This window comes from Candidatus Krumholzibacteriota bacterium, from assembly GCA_034520215.1.
Lineage (GTDB): Bacteria > Krumholzibacteriota > Krumholzibacteriia > Krumholzibacteriales > WJIX01 > JAGHBT01.
The window spans coordinates 379,363-396,716 of record JAXHNR010000002.1; the positions used below are offsets into that span (position 1 = coordinate 379,363).

15 protein-coding genes and 2 pseudogenes are annotated in these 17,354 nt (G+C 40.3%); 16 read left to right on the forward strand and 1 reads right to left on the reverse strand.

The features are described 5' to 3' along the window. Positions 1–75: 75 nt before the first annotated feature. The 3 genes and pseudogenes from istA (at position 76) to U5O15_08240 (ending at position 2,630) form a co-directional block, all read left to right on the forward strand. Positions 76–1,529, forward strand: a pseudogene (gene istA, locus U5O15_08230) (IS21 family transposase). Further along, entirely contained in the window at positions 1,523–2,371 is an 849-nt protein-coding gene (gene istB / locus U5O15_08235) for an IS21-like element helper ATPase IstB (protein ID MDZ7860634.1), read from the forward strand. The pseudogene istA and the gene istB overlap by 7 nt, the downstream one beginning before the upstream one ends. A 37-nt stretch (positions 2,372–2,408) precedes the next feature. Then, positions 2,409–2,630: pseudogene (locus U5O15_08240) on the forward strand (transposase). 97 nt (positions 2,631–2,727) lie between these two features. On the opposite strand, the gene U5O15_08245 reads toward U5O15_08240, so the two are convergent. Continuing rightward, positions 2,728–3,372 carry a hypothetical protein gene (locus U5O15_08245; GenBank protein ID MDZ7860635.1) on the reverse strand — a complete coding sequence of 215 codons (645 nt, stop codon included), beginning with the start codon at positions 3,370–3,372 and terminating at the stop codon, positions 2,728–2,730. A gap of 911 nt (positions 3,373–4,283) precedes the next feature. Here U5O15_08245 and U5O15_08250 point away from each other — a divergent pair. The 13 genes from U5O15_08250 (at position 4,284) to U5O15_08310 (ending at position 17,341) form a co-directional block, all read left to right on the forward strand. Next, the gene (locus U5O15_08250; GenBank protein MDZ7860636.1) at positions 4,284–4,466 is read left to right on the forward strand and encodes a hypothetical protein; all 183 of its coding nucleotides are present in this window, start codon (positions 4,284–4,286) and stop codon (positions 4,464–4,466) included. A 2-nt stretch (positions 4,467–4,468) separates the two neighbouring features. Continuing rightward, a complete protein-coding gene (locus U5O15_08255) occupies positions 4,469–5,509 on the forward strand; it encodes a radical SAM protein (protein MDZ7860637.1) in 1,041 nt (346 codons plus the stop codon). 35 nt (positions 5,510–5,544) lie between these two features. Further along, complete coding sequence (locus tag U5O15_08260; protein MDZ7860638.1) at positions 5,545–6,534, forward strand: ABC transporter substrate-binding protein; 990 nt, start codon at positions 5,545–5,547, stop codon at positions 6,532–6,534. Between the two features lie 38 nt (positions 6,535–6,572). Beyond that, a complete protein-coding gene (locus U5O15_08265) occupies positions 6,573–7,352 on the forward strand; it encodes an ABC transporter ATP-binding protein (protein ID MDZ7860639.1) in 780 nt (259 codons plus the stop codon). Continuing rightward, complete coding sequence (locus U5O15_08270) at positions 7,349–8,113, forward strand: ABC transporter permease (protein MDZ7860640.1); 765 nt, start codon at positions 7,349–7,351, stop codon at positions 8,111–8,113. The genes U5O15_08265 and U5O15_08270 overlap by 4 nt, the downstream gene beginning before the upstream one ends. Before the next feature lie 13 nt (positions 8,114–8,126). Beyond that, positions 8,127–9,107, forward strand: coding sequence for a methyltransferase (locus U5O15_08275; GenBank protein MDZ7860641.1), 981 nt, complete (start codon positions 8,127–8,129; stop codon positions 9,105–9,107). An 8-nt stretch (positions 9,108–9,115) separates the two neighbouring features. Further along, entirely contained in the window at positions 9,116–11,074 is a 1,959-nt protein-coding gene (locus tag U5O15_08280) for a hypothetical protein (GenBank protein ID MDZ7860642.1), read from the forward strand. Positions 11,075–11,076: 2 nt separating this feature from the next. Continuing rightward, entirely contained in the window at positions 11,077–12,675 is a 1,599-nt protein-coding gene (locus U5O15_08285; GenBank protein ID MDZ7860643.1) for a hypothetical protein, read from the forward strand. A gap of 25 nt (positions 12,676–12,700) precedes the next feature. Beyond that, positions 12,701–13,333 (forward strand): hypothetical protein, encoded by a 633-nt coding sequence (locus tag U5O15_08290; GenBank protein MDZ7860644.1) that lies wholly within the window; start codon positions 12,701–12,703, stop codon positions 13,331–13,333. A 709-nt stretch (positions 13,334–14,042) separates the two neighbouring features. Next, positions 14,043–14,213: a hypothetical protein gene (locus U5O15_08295; GenBank protein MDZ7860645.1), complete on the forward strand. Its 171-nt coding sequence runs from the start codon at positions 14,043–14,045 to the stop codon at positions 14,211–14,213. Next, positions 14,170–14,568 (forward strand): hypothetical protein, encoded by a 399-nt coding sequence (locus tag U5O15_08300; protein ID MDZ7860646.1) that lies wholly within the window; start codon positions 14,170–14,172, stop codon positions 14,566–14,568. The genes U5O15_08295 and U5O15_08300 overlap by 44 nt, the downstream gene beginning before the upstream one ends. A 90-nt stretch (positions 14,569–14,658) precedes the next feature. Then, positions 14,659–15,048, forward strand: coding sequence for a hypothetical protein (locus U5O15_08305; GenBank protein MDZ7860647.1), 390 nt, complete (start codon positions 14,659–14,661; stop codon positions 15,046–15,048). 121 nt (positions 15,049–15,169) lie between these two features. After that, positions 15,170–17,341, forward strand: a complete 2,172-nt coding sequence (locus U5O15_08310; protein MDZ7860648.1) for a transglycosylase domain-containing protein — start codon at positions 15,170–15,172, stop codon at positions 17,339–17,341. Positions 17,342–17,354: the final 13 nt, after the last annotated feature.

Consider the following 17,354-nt stretch of genomic DNA (forward strand, 5'->3'; position numbering starts at 1 on the left):
AGGGAATTGATAGACTGTCCAAGTCATGAGAATAAGGAGGCTTGGATGGTCACGGACAGGCAGGTGAAATTACTGATGAAACTATTACAAAATGAGAAAACATTAAGGGTAGCTGCGGCGAAATCGGGTATGGATGAGAAGACAGCGAGGAAGTACCGGAAACTGGGGAAATCACCGAGTGAATTAAAGCGAGAATATAGTTGGCGAACCAGGAGGGATCCGTTTGCGGAGGTATGGGATGAGGTCAGCGCCATGTTGGGCTTGAATCCCGGATTGGAAGCGAAGACACTGTTTAAGGATTTGCAGAGACAATATCGGGGGCGATTTTCAGATGGGCAGCTTCGCACCTTTCAACGAAGGGTAAAAACGTGGAGAGCTACAGAAGGGCCCTCGAAGGAAGTGTTTTTTGACCAGGTATACGAGCCTGGTGTTCTTTGCCAGTCTGATTTCACCAGTATGAACAAGTTGAATATCACTATCGGGGGGCAACCGTTTGATCATTTGATCTACCATTTTATCCTGCCGTACTCGAACTGGGAGACAGGGACGATATGTTTCTCGGAGAGTTTTGAGAGTCTTTCAGAGGGTCTTCAGAACGCGCTATGGGAGCTTGGGGGAGTTCCGGTATCACACAGGACTGATCGTTTAACAACAGCGGTTCATAAGACTGTCCATCCGGAGGAATTCACCCGGCGTTATAAAGGTCTGCTGAAACACTATGGTCTAAGGGGCCAGAAAATACAGACAGCATCCCCGAACGAGAATGGTGATATTGAGCAGAGTCATTATAGGTTCAAGAAAGCGGCAGAGCAGTCTCTAATGCTTCGTGGCAGCAGGGACTTTGCCGACAGAAATGAATATTCCGGTTTCCTGGGCCAGATATACGATCAGCTGAATTCTGGCCGCAGGGAGCGCTTTAAAGAGGAGCTGAAGGTGCTGCGGCGATTACCAGAAAGACGTCATGAGGCATGCAAACGTCTTGATGCGAGGGTAACACGCGGGAGTACTATAAGGGTTAACCATAACGTGTACTCAGTTGACGGCCGGTTGATCGGAGAGACTGTCAATGTTCGGCTCTACGTTGAGCATCTTGAGGTCTGGTACGCTCAACGCCTGGTTGAGACCATCCCCCGGCAGAGAGGTGAAGGAAAGCATTATATCCAATACCGGCACATAATAGACTGGCTTGTCAGGAAGCCGGGAGCCTTCGAGAACTACCGCTACCGAGATGATCTTTTCCCAACGAGCCGTTTCAGGATGGCCTATGATGCGTTTAAAAGGAGGCATTCACAGCAAAAGGCGAGCAGAGAATATCTTCGGATACTATATCTGGCACCCAGAGAGAACGAAAAGCGTGTTAATGATGCGCTGCGTGTGCTGATGGGAATGCCATCATTACAGCCGATTCTGTCGAGGAGATAGCACTCAGCGGCAATGAACCGGAGCCTGCCACTGATGTGAACATAGCAGATGTGGATCTCAGTGAGTATGACGCTCTTCTCGGTGAAAAGGAGGTGGCGACATGCTGAAAGCAGCAGAACAAAGAGATCTTCTTTTGAAATGCCTCAAGACTCTCCGGCTGCCGACAGTCCGTGAGTGTTACGAAGATCAGGCTGAAGAGGCAAGACGGGAAAGCTTAAGTTATGAGCATTATCTGTTAGAAGTTATGGAGCGTGAACGCGAGGTTCGAGCCCAAAACCGTGTAATCCGGTTACTACGGCAATCGAAGCTGCCGTTGGAGAAAACAATAGATACTTTCGACAGGAACCGTCTTCCACGTAATGTTAACGCTCATCTCGATGTACTTCTGGAAGGTTCTTTTATAGACCGCAGAGAGAATGTGCTGGCCTTTGGTAATCCGGGCACTGGCAAGACTCACCTTCTCTGTGCAATAGGGCAGGAACTGATCCATCAGGGCCGGAGAATCTATTTTAGACCGTGCAGTCCCCTGGTCCAGGATCTACTGGAAGCAAAGAGAGACCTGAAACTTAAGCGACTACTGAAAAAACTGTCAAAATATGACGCGATCATCATTGATGATATAGGCTACGTGCAGCAGAACCGGGAAGAAATGGAAGTTTTGTTCGTTCTGCTAGCAGAACGATACGAAAGAGGCAGTGTGATGCTCACAAGCAATCTGCCGTTCTCAAAGTGGGAGAAAATCTTCAAAGATCCAATGGTAACTGCCGCAGCCATAGATCGACTTGTTCATCACAGCGTTATACTTGAACTCAATCTAGCCAGTTACAGATTAGAAGAATCAAACAAAGGAAGGAGAAATAAAAAAACAAAATCGGCCACAAGAAAATCCAGAAACTATACCGGAAAGAAAAGGGAAAATTCATTGTCGTTAAAGAGAAAAAATAGTTGACGCTAGACACTTCACCATCTTCGAGCTTCCGGAGAGTCACCGAAGAAGACTCCGAACTACCAATGGTCTGGAGAGATTGAATGAAGAGATAAAGAGAAGAACCAAAGTAGCAAGGCTGTTCCCCAATGAAGCGTCGCTTCTTCGGCTGGTCAGTGCAGTTTTATCTGAGATCAGTGAAGAATGGGAGACCGGTAGAAGGTATTTAAACATGGAAAACGAATGGCCCGCTGATAGAATTTACAGAAAAGATGTTGCATGATCCCAGAAAATCTTTAACTTATTAGATATTAGTGCATTATCAATTACAGAGAAAAACCCATTAAGGAAATCAATCACTCCTCAATATTAGGAATGGTCTAATTAATTTCAATATAGTGACGTAAAATTGCTAACTCATAATTATTTATAAAGATATTTTTTGATTTATCCCTTGAATAGAGGATTATAAGTGCTTTTCCAACTTTTTCATAATTTTCATCATTGTAATGAGCATGAATTTGACAATTATATTTTGGAAAATCAAACCAAATAAACGGAGATCCGTTTTTATCTTTATCCTTTGTTGTTTTTGCCGGCTTAATATCCCCACTGAGAACTCCATTCATAAATGCTTTGGAATTGAATTTCTTGTCTACTTCTTCCGGGTATTTTTGTCGGTTCTTATCTTCTTTCACTAGTTTTTGCTGTTCTTCATAATATGCTAATTTCTTTTTATTTTTTGAATGGACAAGCCCAGATATTAGTGACGGAAAAACTGGACACAGAATGCTAATCCAAAGTGCAGTTATTAAGTCACTTCCAGAAATGTGCTCACCTAGTATTGTGGCCAAAAGAAGAATAAGGAAATTGATAATCAGCAGCACTAGAAAACCAATAAAAAAAATCATAGACATAGCCTTTAATATGCTGCCACCATGGATAAGTTTAGTTGACTTATATTGTTTTGAATTCAACAGAGCCCCCTCTGGAATGAATCTATAATCTGCTCTATTTCCTCCCATTGCGAGTTGCTATAACTGAAGAAGTGCTTGGTATCATAAAACATATTCATCTTTTCACTCGTTACACTTTTAATCTGATTTTCTGTATTTTATGTCCCATCGAGAATGCTAACGCTGCAGCTCTCTTGCGGCGGGGATTTCGATCACAGAACATCAATATACCACAGAAATTGAGACAAACGACTAATTCTAAATTTTGCACGGTGCCTCCGCCGTCAAGAGCAGCCACTTGATACTCATTGAGGCCTCCCCCTCAGCATACCACTGAGGTATAATAAAGATTAATCGGCTATTTTCACCTTTAACAAGGAGGAGAATTTTATCCCTTGACAAGGGAAGGCCTCATAGGTGTTATGCCCAAATATTGGACTGCTTCATATCTTTTTATTGTCTATATTTATATTATTTTTATTGATAGTCAAGAACTTTTTTCCGATTTACTTTTTCTTCAGTAAAAAAAGATGTAACGAAATTATGGACAAAGTATTTGTAATAGCCATATTCTTCACGTCGAATATCTGAAAGGGTATCCGTAAATTTCATGTAAAACCATTGTTCCATTATATTTCGATCATGACAATTCATTTAACACTCTATGTACTTTTCCAATTATCATTAATACTTGGGGCATACAGTATACAGCACTGTATAACTAAATAACTGCATTATAAGCCTTCTGTATAACACGAATGAATTCACTTAATGAACCATATTTTTTAACTCTTTTGATTCTTTTTTAATCAAAATCGTGAACCCTTGTCCGCTATTGTCCGGATATAAATATCTATATTGATATATAGCGAAAGATAAAAGTGTCGAACTATATGCATTAAGTTGTGCTTATTACAATAAGCTAAGTTAATACAATAAGTTATGCAAATATTAACGATGGACTAAATGGAGGCATTTAAATGAAAAAAAATTCTATTTTGGCAAATTTTTCAGAAAAAAGACGCAAATTGATTACTAATTTAGTCAGTAAGCATCCCGAGTTGGCGGAAGATGCTGTAATGCCTACTGTTTCTGACATTTACAGTCATGCAGGTTCAGGCAGGGATGAAGAAGACGAATTTCTTAAAAAGAGTTTGAGATAGTCATGAAAAAAATAAATTCAGAGCTGGAACCGGTTCCCCGGCGCTGTTCGTGGGAACTGACGCTTGGTTGTAATCTGAGCTGCTCGCACTGCGGATCTTCTGCAGGCCAGAAACTTTCAGATGAACTCAATACAGAGGAAGCGTTCTCAGTCGCAGACCAATTGTCTGAAATGGGATGCCAGAATGTAACACTTCTGGGCGGAGAACCGTTTCTACGCGACGACTGGGATAAAATAGCTTCCCGGCTGGTATCTAACGGGATTGAGACCACGTTAATTTCTAATGGTGTGCTCGTAGATGATTCAGTGGTCCATCGGTTAAGAGATGCTGGAGTAAGGTCATTAGGGTTAAGCGTTGACGGCCTCGAAAACACCCACAACCGATTAAGAGGAAGAAATGATGCTTTTGAAAAAGTTCTGAGAGCCTCTGAATTGGCAGTGAAGGCCGGTATCTCAGTATGTGCTGTAACGGTAGTACTGCCTGAGAATTTTCATGAACTCAATGACCTTGCGAGGATATTGGAATCTCGGGGAGCGAAATACTGGCAATTACAACTGCCAATTCCCTGCGGGCGTTACAAATTAAAAAGTTGGTTGAAGCCGGAAACAGCTAAAAAGCTTGTAGACTTTATCGCCGAAGTTCAGGATAATTCCAACCTGTTGACTTATGCGGGATGTAACGTCGGTTATCTTGGAGATAAGGAAGAAGTTATCCGAACCGCGCGAAATGAAGGGCTTGGTTTTTGGACTGGCTGCTATGCGGGCGTTCTCATGGTCGGAATAAGAAGTAATGGTGACGTGACAGGTTGTTTAACCATGCCAGATGAACTTACAGCCGGGAATCTTCGAGATAAAAGCTTGAAAGAGATCTGGGAAGATAATGATTCCTTCAGTTACAACAGAACTTTTGACAGGAAATTTCTTGCTGGGGATTGTGCTGCGTGTGAACAATCAGATATTTGCCGGGGAGGGTGCAGAACTATGTCTTATTATTTGACAGGAGGTCTTTATGGCGATCCTTGCTGCGAATTGCAGGTTGGTTAAAATGAAGGTGGATTCTTAAAATAGGGAGGCGAATTATGAGCACAAAAAAGATTATATCTTTATCAGCAATAATTGTAGTAATTGTGGCAGTTGTTTTGGCTGTAGTTCTTTCTCAGAGGGAAGTTTCGGAGAGCCGCACTATCAGATTCGGCTACAGGCCAATTTCTCCGTCCATAGATTTCTTCGTGGCAATGGACCGGGGCTTTTTTGAAGACGAAGGTTTAAATGTTGAGGTTAAAATATTCAGGGGAAGCAGTGACCTTACTAACGCTGTAATGGCCGGAGATGTTGATTTCGCCTCGGATTTAGGTATGGTTACCCAATTGCTTCCCATGATGCGCACAGGGGAGTATAAGGTGCTCTTCCTATCTCTAGACCTGGACGCTTTAGATTCACCCATGCGTGGGCCCACACTTGTGGTAAAGAAAGGTATCGGGGTTAGCGGCATAGAAGATCTAAAGGGGAAAAGCGTAGGTATATTCCCTGGAGTCAATTTCAGAATATTCCTGGAGGCCGTTTTAAGTGAACACGGCATAGATGTAGAAAAAGACGTTAATGTTGTCCAGATTCCGCCGCAAGAGCAGATGACAGCGTTTAAATCAGTAGACGCTCTTTTATCACTCGATCCAATCACAAGCGGGATAGAGAAAAGGTACGATGCTGAGGTATTAGCGGATCGAGTTTCAGCCAGATATATCTTTGATAACTTTCCTGCGGCCGCATCGTCGGTTAATCGTGAATTTGCAGAAAAATATCCTGAAATAGTGGCGAAGGTGGAGAGAGTAATTTCGCGGGGAATAGATTTTGTCCGCGAAAATCCTGATCAAACCGTGGAATCGCTCGCTGAATGGACGAATTTGCCGGTTGAAATCGCCAAGACGATGGAGCCAGTAAAATATGCCAAGCACAGCGAGATCGATGTTCAGCAGCTTCAGAGGGCATGTGACTATATTTATGATATTGATTGGCTTAAATTAAACAGTAACCTCGATGCGTCGCGGCTGGTTTGGAAAAAGAAAAGCTGAGTTTTTTAATCATCAGATAATGGGTTAGGACTTGTACTATGTCTCATGCGATTGAAATTAATAATCTGACCAAGAAATATAAACAATCAAGCGGGGGAAATGGCCAGGACATTTCTGCTCTTGAAGGGATTGATCTAACAATAGAATCAGGGGAATTTGTAACTATTTTCGGTCCTAATGGATGCGGGAAAACAACCCTGCTGTTGTGTGTTGCCGGTATTGAAGAACCAAGTACCGGTTCGATCCTCATTAACGATCGTTCGCCGCATGAGGCGCTCACTGGGTTTGTTTTCCAAAATTACAGAGAAGCTTTACTTCCCTGGAGGTCCTGCCTTGATAATATTGCTTTTCCTTTAGAAATATCTGGAATAGACAAAAAGGAAAGTAGAAATCGAGCTGAACAAATAGTTGAAGATCTTTATTTAAATATTGATCTTCGAAGCTACCCATACCAGCAGAGTGGCGGGCAGCAGCAACTTGTAGCAATAGCCCGAGCACTCGTTTCGGACCCGGACGTACTGGTAATGGACGAACCATTGAGCGCACTGGATTTAAAAGCAAGATTTCGAATGCGTGCTACCATAGAAGAGATATGGCAGAGAACGAATAAAACCACTCTTCACGTATCTCATGATGTTGAAGAAGCGGTTTATCTATCAGATAAGATAGTCGTTCTGTCTGAGCGCCCTGGCAAGATATTGCGGGTGATACCAAATACTCTGGAGAGGCCCAGAGATCGAACGGCCGGTTCTGTTGCTTATAACGAGATGAGGAATAAAGTCTTAGAAATATTCCAGGCTAATGAGGAGATCCAATGAAAATTTCATGTTGGGTTAATATAAAAAGGGGATTAATGGTTCCCCTGGCAGCGATAATTCTCTGGCAATTAATATCTTCATCCGGCCTGGTGAATCCTCTCTACATACCGAGCCCGTATCTAGTGGGTAATGCCGTTTTGCGACTCTTTGGGGAAGCAGATTTTTGGAAAGGAGCAGGCGCAACTTTATGGAGAATGTTTGCCGGTTTTGCCGTGGCGGCATCTGCCGGAATCCCCATTGGTATTGTTCTTGGTTATATGAAACGCGCCTATAAATATAGCGAATTTCTAATTGATTTCTCACGTTCTATTCCTGCAACGGCTCTATATCCGCTATTCATTCTCGCTTTCGGAATAGGAGACAGCTCAAAGGTCGCTATAGTGTCGTTTGCATGTTTTTTCGTAATATTAATTAATTCAATATACGGAGTCTGGAATGCGCCGAAGACAAGAGTTATTATGGCCAAGGCATTTCGCGCTAATGATTATCAGATATTTACAAAAATCATTCTTTTTGATGCTTTGCCTCAAATATTTGCCGGTTTAAGAAATGCGCTTTCGATAGCGCTTATTATGACAGTTGTAGCTGAAATGTTCATTGGAACAAATAGAGGGCTTGGATTCTTAATTATGAATTCAAAACTGGCATACGATACTCCTACGATGTATGCAGTGATAATAATTCTCGGCGCTATCGGTTATATAGCGAGTCGCGGGTTATTATACACTGAAAAAATGGTTATTCATTGGTCCAGAGTATAGAAAGAGAAGAAAATTGAGCAATTTTGAAGATGCAATTTTTAGGCAGATAAGGGGGTTGTGGACAGGCCATGCTCTTTTAGCGGCAAAGAAATTAGGAATTATGGAACTTCTTATGAAGTCAGGTCTATCAATTCCCCAGTTAGCGGATCAGCTATCTGTTGATGAGAGAGGGATGCGAGCTCTGATATCAACTTTAAGTGACATTGGGATAGTCAATAATGAGAACGATGTAATAAGTCTTACGGCATTAGGTAGAGAAACATCTCTTCCAGACAGGTCTTTATCTGGTTATATAAAATTTCACTCGTTGCTCAGCAATCATTGGGCGAATCTCGATAAATTACTTAAAAAGGGATCTTCGCTGCCAATTGATCCGAATATCTCTGTTTCTCCTGAAATTGTGAAATCGTATATTGAAGCTATGGATGCTCTTGGAATGCCCATTTCGGAAGAGCTTGTAAATGCTCTCGACATAAAATCTGGAGATAGAGTACTTGATTTAGGTGGGGGAAGCAGCGTACATGCACGTGCAATATTGTCAAAACATCCAGATGCTCAAGTAACATTACTTGATAGACCCATTGTTATTAAACTTCTAAAAGAAGAATTTTCAGGGAAGTGGAATATATCCAAGAACTTAATTTTAACTGAAGGAGATTATTTGAATTTAAGGAGTGATGAGAAATATGATATTATTCTTTTATCAAATATAATTCATAATGAAAGTAGTGATAATATTCTTAATATACTCGAGAGTTGCTCTAGGGTTCTTAATGAAGGTTCCCGTCTGGCGATTCTGGATTATTTTTACAGTGCTAATAATAAATTAACTTCATCACCTGCAGGATTTGATTTATTGTTGTATTTGATAACCAGCCATGGCAAAATACAGAATCTGGATTACATCGAAGACCTAGTTAAACAAGCGGGTTTCATAGAGCCTGTATATTCAGTGTTGGGCAATTACCGTTTGGGTATTTACAGAAAAGCATGAGGTAGCTTTTGAGCAAGGAAAAGGATTTGTTCAGCCTGGTTCATCGCATACGCCCAAGAATGGAATTCTCAAAATACCTGCGTTCCTTAAAAAATACAAATGATCATAAAAATATTCGATTATATTTAGACCGTGTAATGAAGTCCGGTGATTACCCCGCACATATTGAGAATTTCTTAAGCTTGTCTTTCAGGACTATACAGGATGAATTAATTTTACCTTTCCTCAAGGCAAATCCTCTTGATTTGAAGAACAATTGGAATATTATCTCTGGGGCTTTCACATATTTCTCCGGTGAAGCCGGGAAGGCCATTCCCTATTTCTTAAATTGGGATAAGACAGACGGCAAAGTGCAGCATTCAGTAAATCCGGGTTTTAAAATGTATTGCGATACCTTGAGATCTCAATCTAATGAAAACGAAATCTGTAATCATCCCGATATTGAAAACATACATGAATGTCCAGAATTGCGAAATTGCCTAGGCAAATTTCTCGACAGGATTAAATATACTGGTAGCCGACTTATTGAGAGAAAATTACCTGTAAGATCATTTATCTCATTTGAATTAGAAAAACTAAATGAAGTAGCATCCAATGATGCTGAAGCACAACGTGTATTTACAGAGCTGAAAAAATTAGCAGATATTGCTCCAGGCAAATCTATCGTTGAAAACGATTCTATAAGATCTTCTTCTTCCATAAAAAAGGAGCTGGCTGAGACAGCTGATTTCCTTAGCCCAGATGTTCTAGATCTGGTTGTGGATATCTACGAACAATTTAAATCAACAGCCCTTTTCCCACTATCAAATGGCAAATTCAATGAATCAGAAAGGAAAATGTCGAACAAATTACAACTAGAAAACATTAATTACCTTTCAACGGAAAATTTGGAAACGGGCCATGATTATTCTCTTAAGGAATTCGCCAATCTTGTATTATCTTTGTCGGTTATTTACCAGGCGCCCTATTTTTATCTGTTGCATTTTGGGCCGGCAATTAAAGAAGAAAGAGATGATGATTTTCCGGTCGGTACCGGTACGCTGGCAATTAACAGTTTTATGCTTAGGGATGAACTTCTCAGCTATATAAGTCTGCTGGCCGATACGGCCATATCCTCTATTTCAAAAGCAGAAGCGGTAGTGCTCCAACACAGGCACGAGACTACAAAAAGAAACCTTCTTCTTGCTGAAAGTGCTTATGGAGTTGGCCATACTCAAAAAGACAGGTTTACCAGACTTCGGGGGCAGCTTGAAAACGCTGAAGATTATTTGTCCCCTGATCTTCTTGATTCGGCCGAAGCTGCTGTATGGGTAAGTAAAGCGAGAGCAAGCGCGAAAAAGGCAGCAGATAGTTCAACAACAATGGATTTTATGGCTAACTTGTTTCAAGTTAACGGGGAGATCGAAAAAGTGGATTCCAGATTCTTTCCGGAAGAAGATGAAGGACCATACAACATTCACGAACATCTAAAAGATGAAATAAAGACTTTTGATGTGCCTTTCGAGTTGAACGCTAGTAATATTGAAAATCTACGTATTATCGATAATGTTGATGAAAATAAAAGAAGATTATATGATGAATTTTATGATGACATATTGCACGAATTATTAGCAAATGCAGTAAAAGCAACTACAGATAATATTGTACAACTGGAAATTAATTATCAGCCAATAGATTTAAAATTAGATAATTCTAAAGATAAATTTGAATGCCTTGTAATATCAAATGAAACCAGGTATAGTGATTTTGAAAGCAGGCTTGGGCTTTCTGTTGGGAATTGGACTGAATGGGATATCGGGGAGAAAGGGCCAAAAGGCGCTTTAAGGCAAATCGCCATTCGTCTAAAAGCGACAAATCAGGGGCTCCTATTAGCCAAACCTGATTTAAAAAATGATAAATATTACTTTAGGATTGGTCTTTATTTATTCAATATGATAAATAGAACTAATGATAAACATGGGGGTTAGAAATGATGGCGGCAGGTTTTGACAAAATCCGCATTCTGCTTTTAGATGATAGAGACAGTCTCAGACCTCAGGACGGACTTTCTCCGAGATTAAAGAAATGGTTCGACGTAAAATGGATTGCTACACCATCAGAAGCTCGTGCCTATAGGGATTCATCATGGGTTTGTATAACCAGAGAACCTGAATTGTTAAATAAACTTGGATGGGTGCCAGAAATATTTGTAATTGATTACGCGCTGACACAAGAAGAAATCCCTGTATTAGATAGAGTTAGAAGAAATAAAGATAAGTATACAGATTTGAGCCCCTTGCCCAACCTTGAGGATGCTCTTTCCAAACTTGGAATTAGTAGTTCAGGCATATCAGTCTTGAAGGAACCGCCGGTAACACCGTCTGCTGGAAGTGAATTCTGGGGCTGTTATATTGGTGGCCTTATTCTATCTACCTTCGCGGATTATCCAGTTTCAGCCGTTACAATAACAAGATATGGCGAGTCGGACTTCTTAGAAAATGCCAAGGATGTAGCATTTTTTGAATGGATGATGGAAAAACAGACAAATACTCAATTAAAGGGTACGGGAGCAAAAAGTTTGGATTGGACTGAAATAATTTCTGAGGGTGCCATAAAACTCCGTGAAAGGATTAAGCAACTTGCCAGCATTGGTATAATAACATTGGACCTCGAGGATATTTTGCAGCTTATCCATAATACAAGCCACCCAACAGTATCATATTCCTCAAGATATGGAAAAAGAAGTTTGCCAGTTCAAGGCCTATTTATAGATGAACGTGATGAAAAAGTAAGAAAAGAAAAAGCCAAGAAATGGGCCGAAGAAATAATCGAAGAAGCCTTGACTTATATGGAGAAAGGATCTGAACCAGAGGAATATGTAAGTACTTTAGATCAAATTGAAGAAGGTTTAGGAGTAGCTAGAGACCTCTGGGATAAATGGGAAGGCGAAGAAGTGCCCCAACATATGGAATGTTCAAGAATATTCGGGCAAGTACAACAGGTAGTTAAAGCGGGCGAAAGAGATTTAAAAGAAGATGAAATAAAAGAACTGGATAGATGGTGCGCTAAATATGACTTAGTCCTGGAAGACGTTATAAATACTTTAAAAAAAAGAAAGTATACTCTTAAGACAGATGGGGGGGATATTAGAGCCTATAATTGTGATGTTATTGTAAAAAGGTGGGCTATTCTCTTCACGATTGTAAGGCTTGCAATTATTGCATGGCATGCCTCAAGGGAATTGGACCGTGATATAAGAATTTCCTCTCACGACGTATATATGGCACTTTTCCCCCTGGCAATTAACCTGCCTTATTATCTGCATGAGCCTATGGGTAAAGAATCAGGTGAGCATACAAAATATTTGAAAAGATTAAATAGAGACGGATCCACTTCAAGCGGCTGGGGTGAAATTGGGATAAGTGTCGTTGATGTATTAGCAGGCAAAGATTTTGACGAAAATTCACATGGGTTATTTTCGTTTGAAAGGAAAATTCTTCGAATGTTCTCTGTAGGGCTTGGTTGTGGCAACAGACAGAACTTAAAGAAAGGTTCTGTTTTGAATAACATATTATTTGGACCTTTTTGATTCATTTCCGAGGTGAAACAGTATTATGCTTGAAGACCTTTCTATAAATGAACTAAATAAATTTGCCAAAGAATTTATAGGGCGATTAAGAGCAAATAATAATTTGAAAGTTGTCTCGAATAGATATACGGATAAAGAACTTGAGATTATTGCCATGAGTTTGCTTTATAGCGAAATGATTGAAAACTGGGACAGAATTCGCCCTTTTGAGAATTATGCTAGAGGAAGTTTGTATCATAAGTTTACAAGAGAACTCAAGGGCAAAGATGATTTGATTGGCCCAAAAGTATTAGATTTTCAGGACGACAAAATAGATAAAAGTAAGACTCAGATGCCAAATAGCCTGGATATGAATATTGACACTGCTTATACAAGAAAGCTAAGAGCAGAAGAATTAATTTCTGAACTAGAATCGGCTAAAAGAGAACATCAGAGAGGGAAAAGGGTATTATCAAGGCGTCGCATGTATATCGAATTTGGAATTGGGAAAAAGAATTGGAGTGGAGTATACATAGGTCTTGGATTTGATCTTCATCCTGATATTTATTTAAAAGATGACAAAACTGAAGCTCAGAGGTTAGCTGTATTATCCCGCAGAAATACCTTTATTAAATACGGGCTTAGTGGAGAAAATGCCGAAATTGAGACGAAAGAATAAGAATCAGGTCTAATCTGCGTGCATGAAGGAGAATGCACATCCCCAGATACATGCAAGAATGAATGCGATAGCAAGGACAGAAATTGTATTAACTGAATATTTAAGATCAAATAGCCTGACAAAGTAATCACTAAACTTGTTAATAAGTTGCACCGCTTTGGGATAATATTCCTCGCAAATTTTGACAATAAATCCAGCTGATATTGTGCAAACGAGTACTGCTAATCCATGAGATGAAGCATGTTTTTTCATACTGTTCTCCCTTAGGGTTAATCTTTGTATAAGAATCATAAAATGAGGGTTTAATTACTATCATTTCCCGCACAGGTAAATGTTTTCCTGGTGAATAAATAATGTCCAAACTTATGGGCCTCTATTTTTATATGCAGATATATTCCAAAAATTCAGACAATCACTGACAGAAGATGTAAACTGTCTGAAGCTTTAATTTTCTTTTAATTTATATAAATCGTGATTACGAAATTGTCCTTTAAGTGTCGTCGACAATTGTCCGTAATTTTCTCTGTTCAAATTATAATTGGGTAGAAGCGAATAATTCTTGTAAAACAATTCTGATTGTACCTGTCAGTAAATGTCAGAAAACTTATTATCCTAAAAGATATATAAGCAGCAGGTAAAAATTTCTGGGCAAAAAGCCCCGTTGCCCACAAAACAGAAAACGACTAGGGGTAGAAAGAGAGGAGATGAAATGGAATCATTCGAAAAGGATATTATTCGCCAGTCAAGTATGCCGCTTGAGGATGGGGGTGACACGCATTTTCATCCCTGGAGTGATGGGAATGGATTCACTGTGACTACACGCCTTCCCGGTGGTGATGCATTCTACGAAAATTTTGAAATTGATAGTTTTAATCAGTGATTTGAAGCTTAAAAGAATAGGAGTTGCTATGTGTTACAATTGCGGAAATTGCTGGTGTTATGGTTGTGACGATAATGATGATTATGAACTTCCTGGATATGGAAGCATTAATCATAAGAAAGATTATTACAATGACCTTCCTGAGCCTGTAGCTGACCCCATTGATCCGGTTAGAGATATAGGTGGCACCATTTTGGGGCATCGAGATAGGTACCTGAATAGCTTTAAACCGCTTAGTGACCCTATGCCGATGGATATCGGTCCGGGAGGTTTTATAAGAGATCCTTTGGGAAACACGATTGGAGAGATAGGGCCCGGTAATACCCTTCTCCCTCCTCCCAGGATCGGTTTCTAGCAGCTCTTATTTAAGATGGGGGCGATTAATCCCGCCCCCATCTTTTAAAATCTATTGAGTGTTAGAGCAAAAAATGAATGGAAGAATCTTATGAAGAATAATTTATTTAAAGTGAGAACCCTTTGCGAAAGCACAACTAATAGATTAGAAGAACTTCTTGAGGAAATTAAATGTTGCAAGTTGTTGGGGATTGAACCGAAAGGTGTAGATCTCAGTGTACTTCCGGATCTCGTTAAGATCAGAAGGGAATTTGATTTTCTTCATTGGCAGTTGTCAAAGATTGAACCGGAACCCTGGTATATTGAAGATTTAACACTTATTTCTGAGAGCTTAGAATATTGTGAGCATACCCTTATTGAGGAGATAAAAGGCTTACATAATTGTGAATGGAACTGGGAACTGAGCATAGATAAGTGGATAGAGAAACTTTCAATAGTGTTGGTGCAGCTTCCAACTGAAAATATGAGCCCTAATGAATAACGAAGATAAATAGTAATATTGATACGATCCATTCCATCTCCGGAAACGAAATTCCAAATAAAAAGTTAGAAAAATATTTATATGCTCAATGGTATTTTGTCTCCAAGTCAAAGGAGGAATTATGCTGCAGCGAATTAAATATGCATCACGTATAAAGGGCATCACTATATATGGAAATAGAAAAAAAATTATCAGGTGCAGTTTAATACTCGCCAGTTCAATTTTGATATTAGTCATTTTAATTTCCTTATTAGTTTCTTCCTATGTCTGGCCGAAAATGGATTACGCTCATGTTAGGAGCCTCCACCCGGCAATATACGATTCTAGCGGAAAGTACTGCGGCATTATTGCTGGCGCGATAGATCCTCACGCTGATTTCTCAACCAGTAGAAGCTGGGGAATTGATCACAAAACTTTTGAAGCGTCACCAGAAATCCCTGAAGTGTGGGAGTCAGTTCTTAGAATTCTGGAAGACCGTAACCTCGGTAATTTCCCGGGGTTCATGGGCCTTGATCCGGTGGGTTTAATTCGGGCCGTTGTTTCGGGAGGAAAATTTGGAGGATCAACTCTAGGAATGATGATAATTAGGACCTTGCTCATAGATGACAGCTCGTTTGTTTTTCCTGAGTATCGCTACAACAGAAAATTAAAGGAAATACTATATACTCCGGCAATGTATTTAAGATTAGGCGAAGATGGCATTATCCGCTGGGCTTCGCTACATCTCGCCGTGGCCAGGGGAGCGAGGGGATCGGATTTCGGTGCCGTTCTCCACGGCATCAGCCCGGCTTCCCTGGCCGTTTTTAACAAAACACCCAATGAGCTTTCTGCAGCAGAGCAGGCGCTGCTGGCAGCGGCAGTCAAACATCACTTTTTGCTCAAACCCCTTCGTAAAGATTCTTATTCGGTAGACGAAACGCAATTTTTAAAAACACGAAGAAGGGCTGTTTACGGAATTTCCCAGATTGACATGGATGAGACAGAAAAGAATGCCGCTATTAACGAGTTACAAGGCATGTCTGCTCCGACAGTAAGAATTGATCCGGAATGGCTAAGAATTTTACCCTCAGATGAATCAGAAACTTTTAAGGCCTATGCAAATCCCCAGAGGCTTTCAATATATGCGGTCAAAGGTGAAAGCAATTCAGTTATAGCTGAACTTCTGGAAAGGTTCGGATGGTCTTTCAGAGAAGAAATTGCGACGGTAACCATATCTATTGATGCGGTGGCAAACCGGACATTCAAGGAAAAGTTTGAAGAAAGACTTTCACATCTGGAGAAGTGCTATAAGGACAAAATTAATATCCCATTAATCTACGAAGATTCCAAGTATAATACAGCAGAAATAGTTTTCGCGATGGCGGATGAAAACGGGCGGATAATACGATTTTACTCTAATACAGCGGGCGCATACTTTGGAAAAAATTCATTGCGAAATTCCGATGGAAAATATCAGCATAGAATCGGCGGGAGAACACTCGGCTCAATTAGCAAAGCCTATTGTGCGGTAATTCTCGGTGATGAAAACTGTTCTCCTGATGATATGTTTATTAATAAGTGTATCCCCGGTGTAAGGAATCCTGGAGGCATTCCTGGTGTAAAATCTTCTTCAGAGCGTGATGCATATTATCCAGCTGAAATAACTTTCGCAAGGTCACTTAATCTTCCCCTGCTGAACCGAATGATAAGAGCAGACAGGAATAAAATTATTCAGGCAAAGAAGGATTTTGGGATTACCTTGTGGGATGGTACTCCTCTGGCTACTGCATTTGTTCTGGGACATTGCTCTGCTACACCTCAACGAGTACATACATTCATATCAGATTTGCTGGCTTATATAGATGACGGGGGCCTCCCTGATAGAGAAACACATATTGTAGAATCTGTCCGAAAATATAGAAGCTCTGAAAGAATTATTATGTCGGATTCATTCAGGCCAAGAATAAAAAGTTGGCTGGATGACTATCGATCCAGAGATTTCGTTGAAAGTGTACTCAGTTCAGTGGTGCATTTGGGGGGAACCGGTCAGAGAATGTCAGATTTAATACCCGAAAACGATCCAAGGATTGAACTTGCTATCGGAAAGACAGGAACTGGTACAACAGAAGATCATAATGAGATAACTGATCTTTTAATGACAGGTGGAATTGTATTGAGAAATTCCAACTACAAGAGATTGACTTACTTCGTGGCCATAAGGTCACCTATGCCTACGCGCCCTCTTGGAAAAAATATATCCGCTGGTGAATTTCTAGCACCGCTTATCCGCCTGGCAATTAATGACGTACTTTAACCATTTGAAAAGG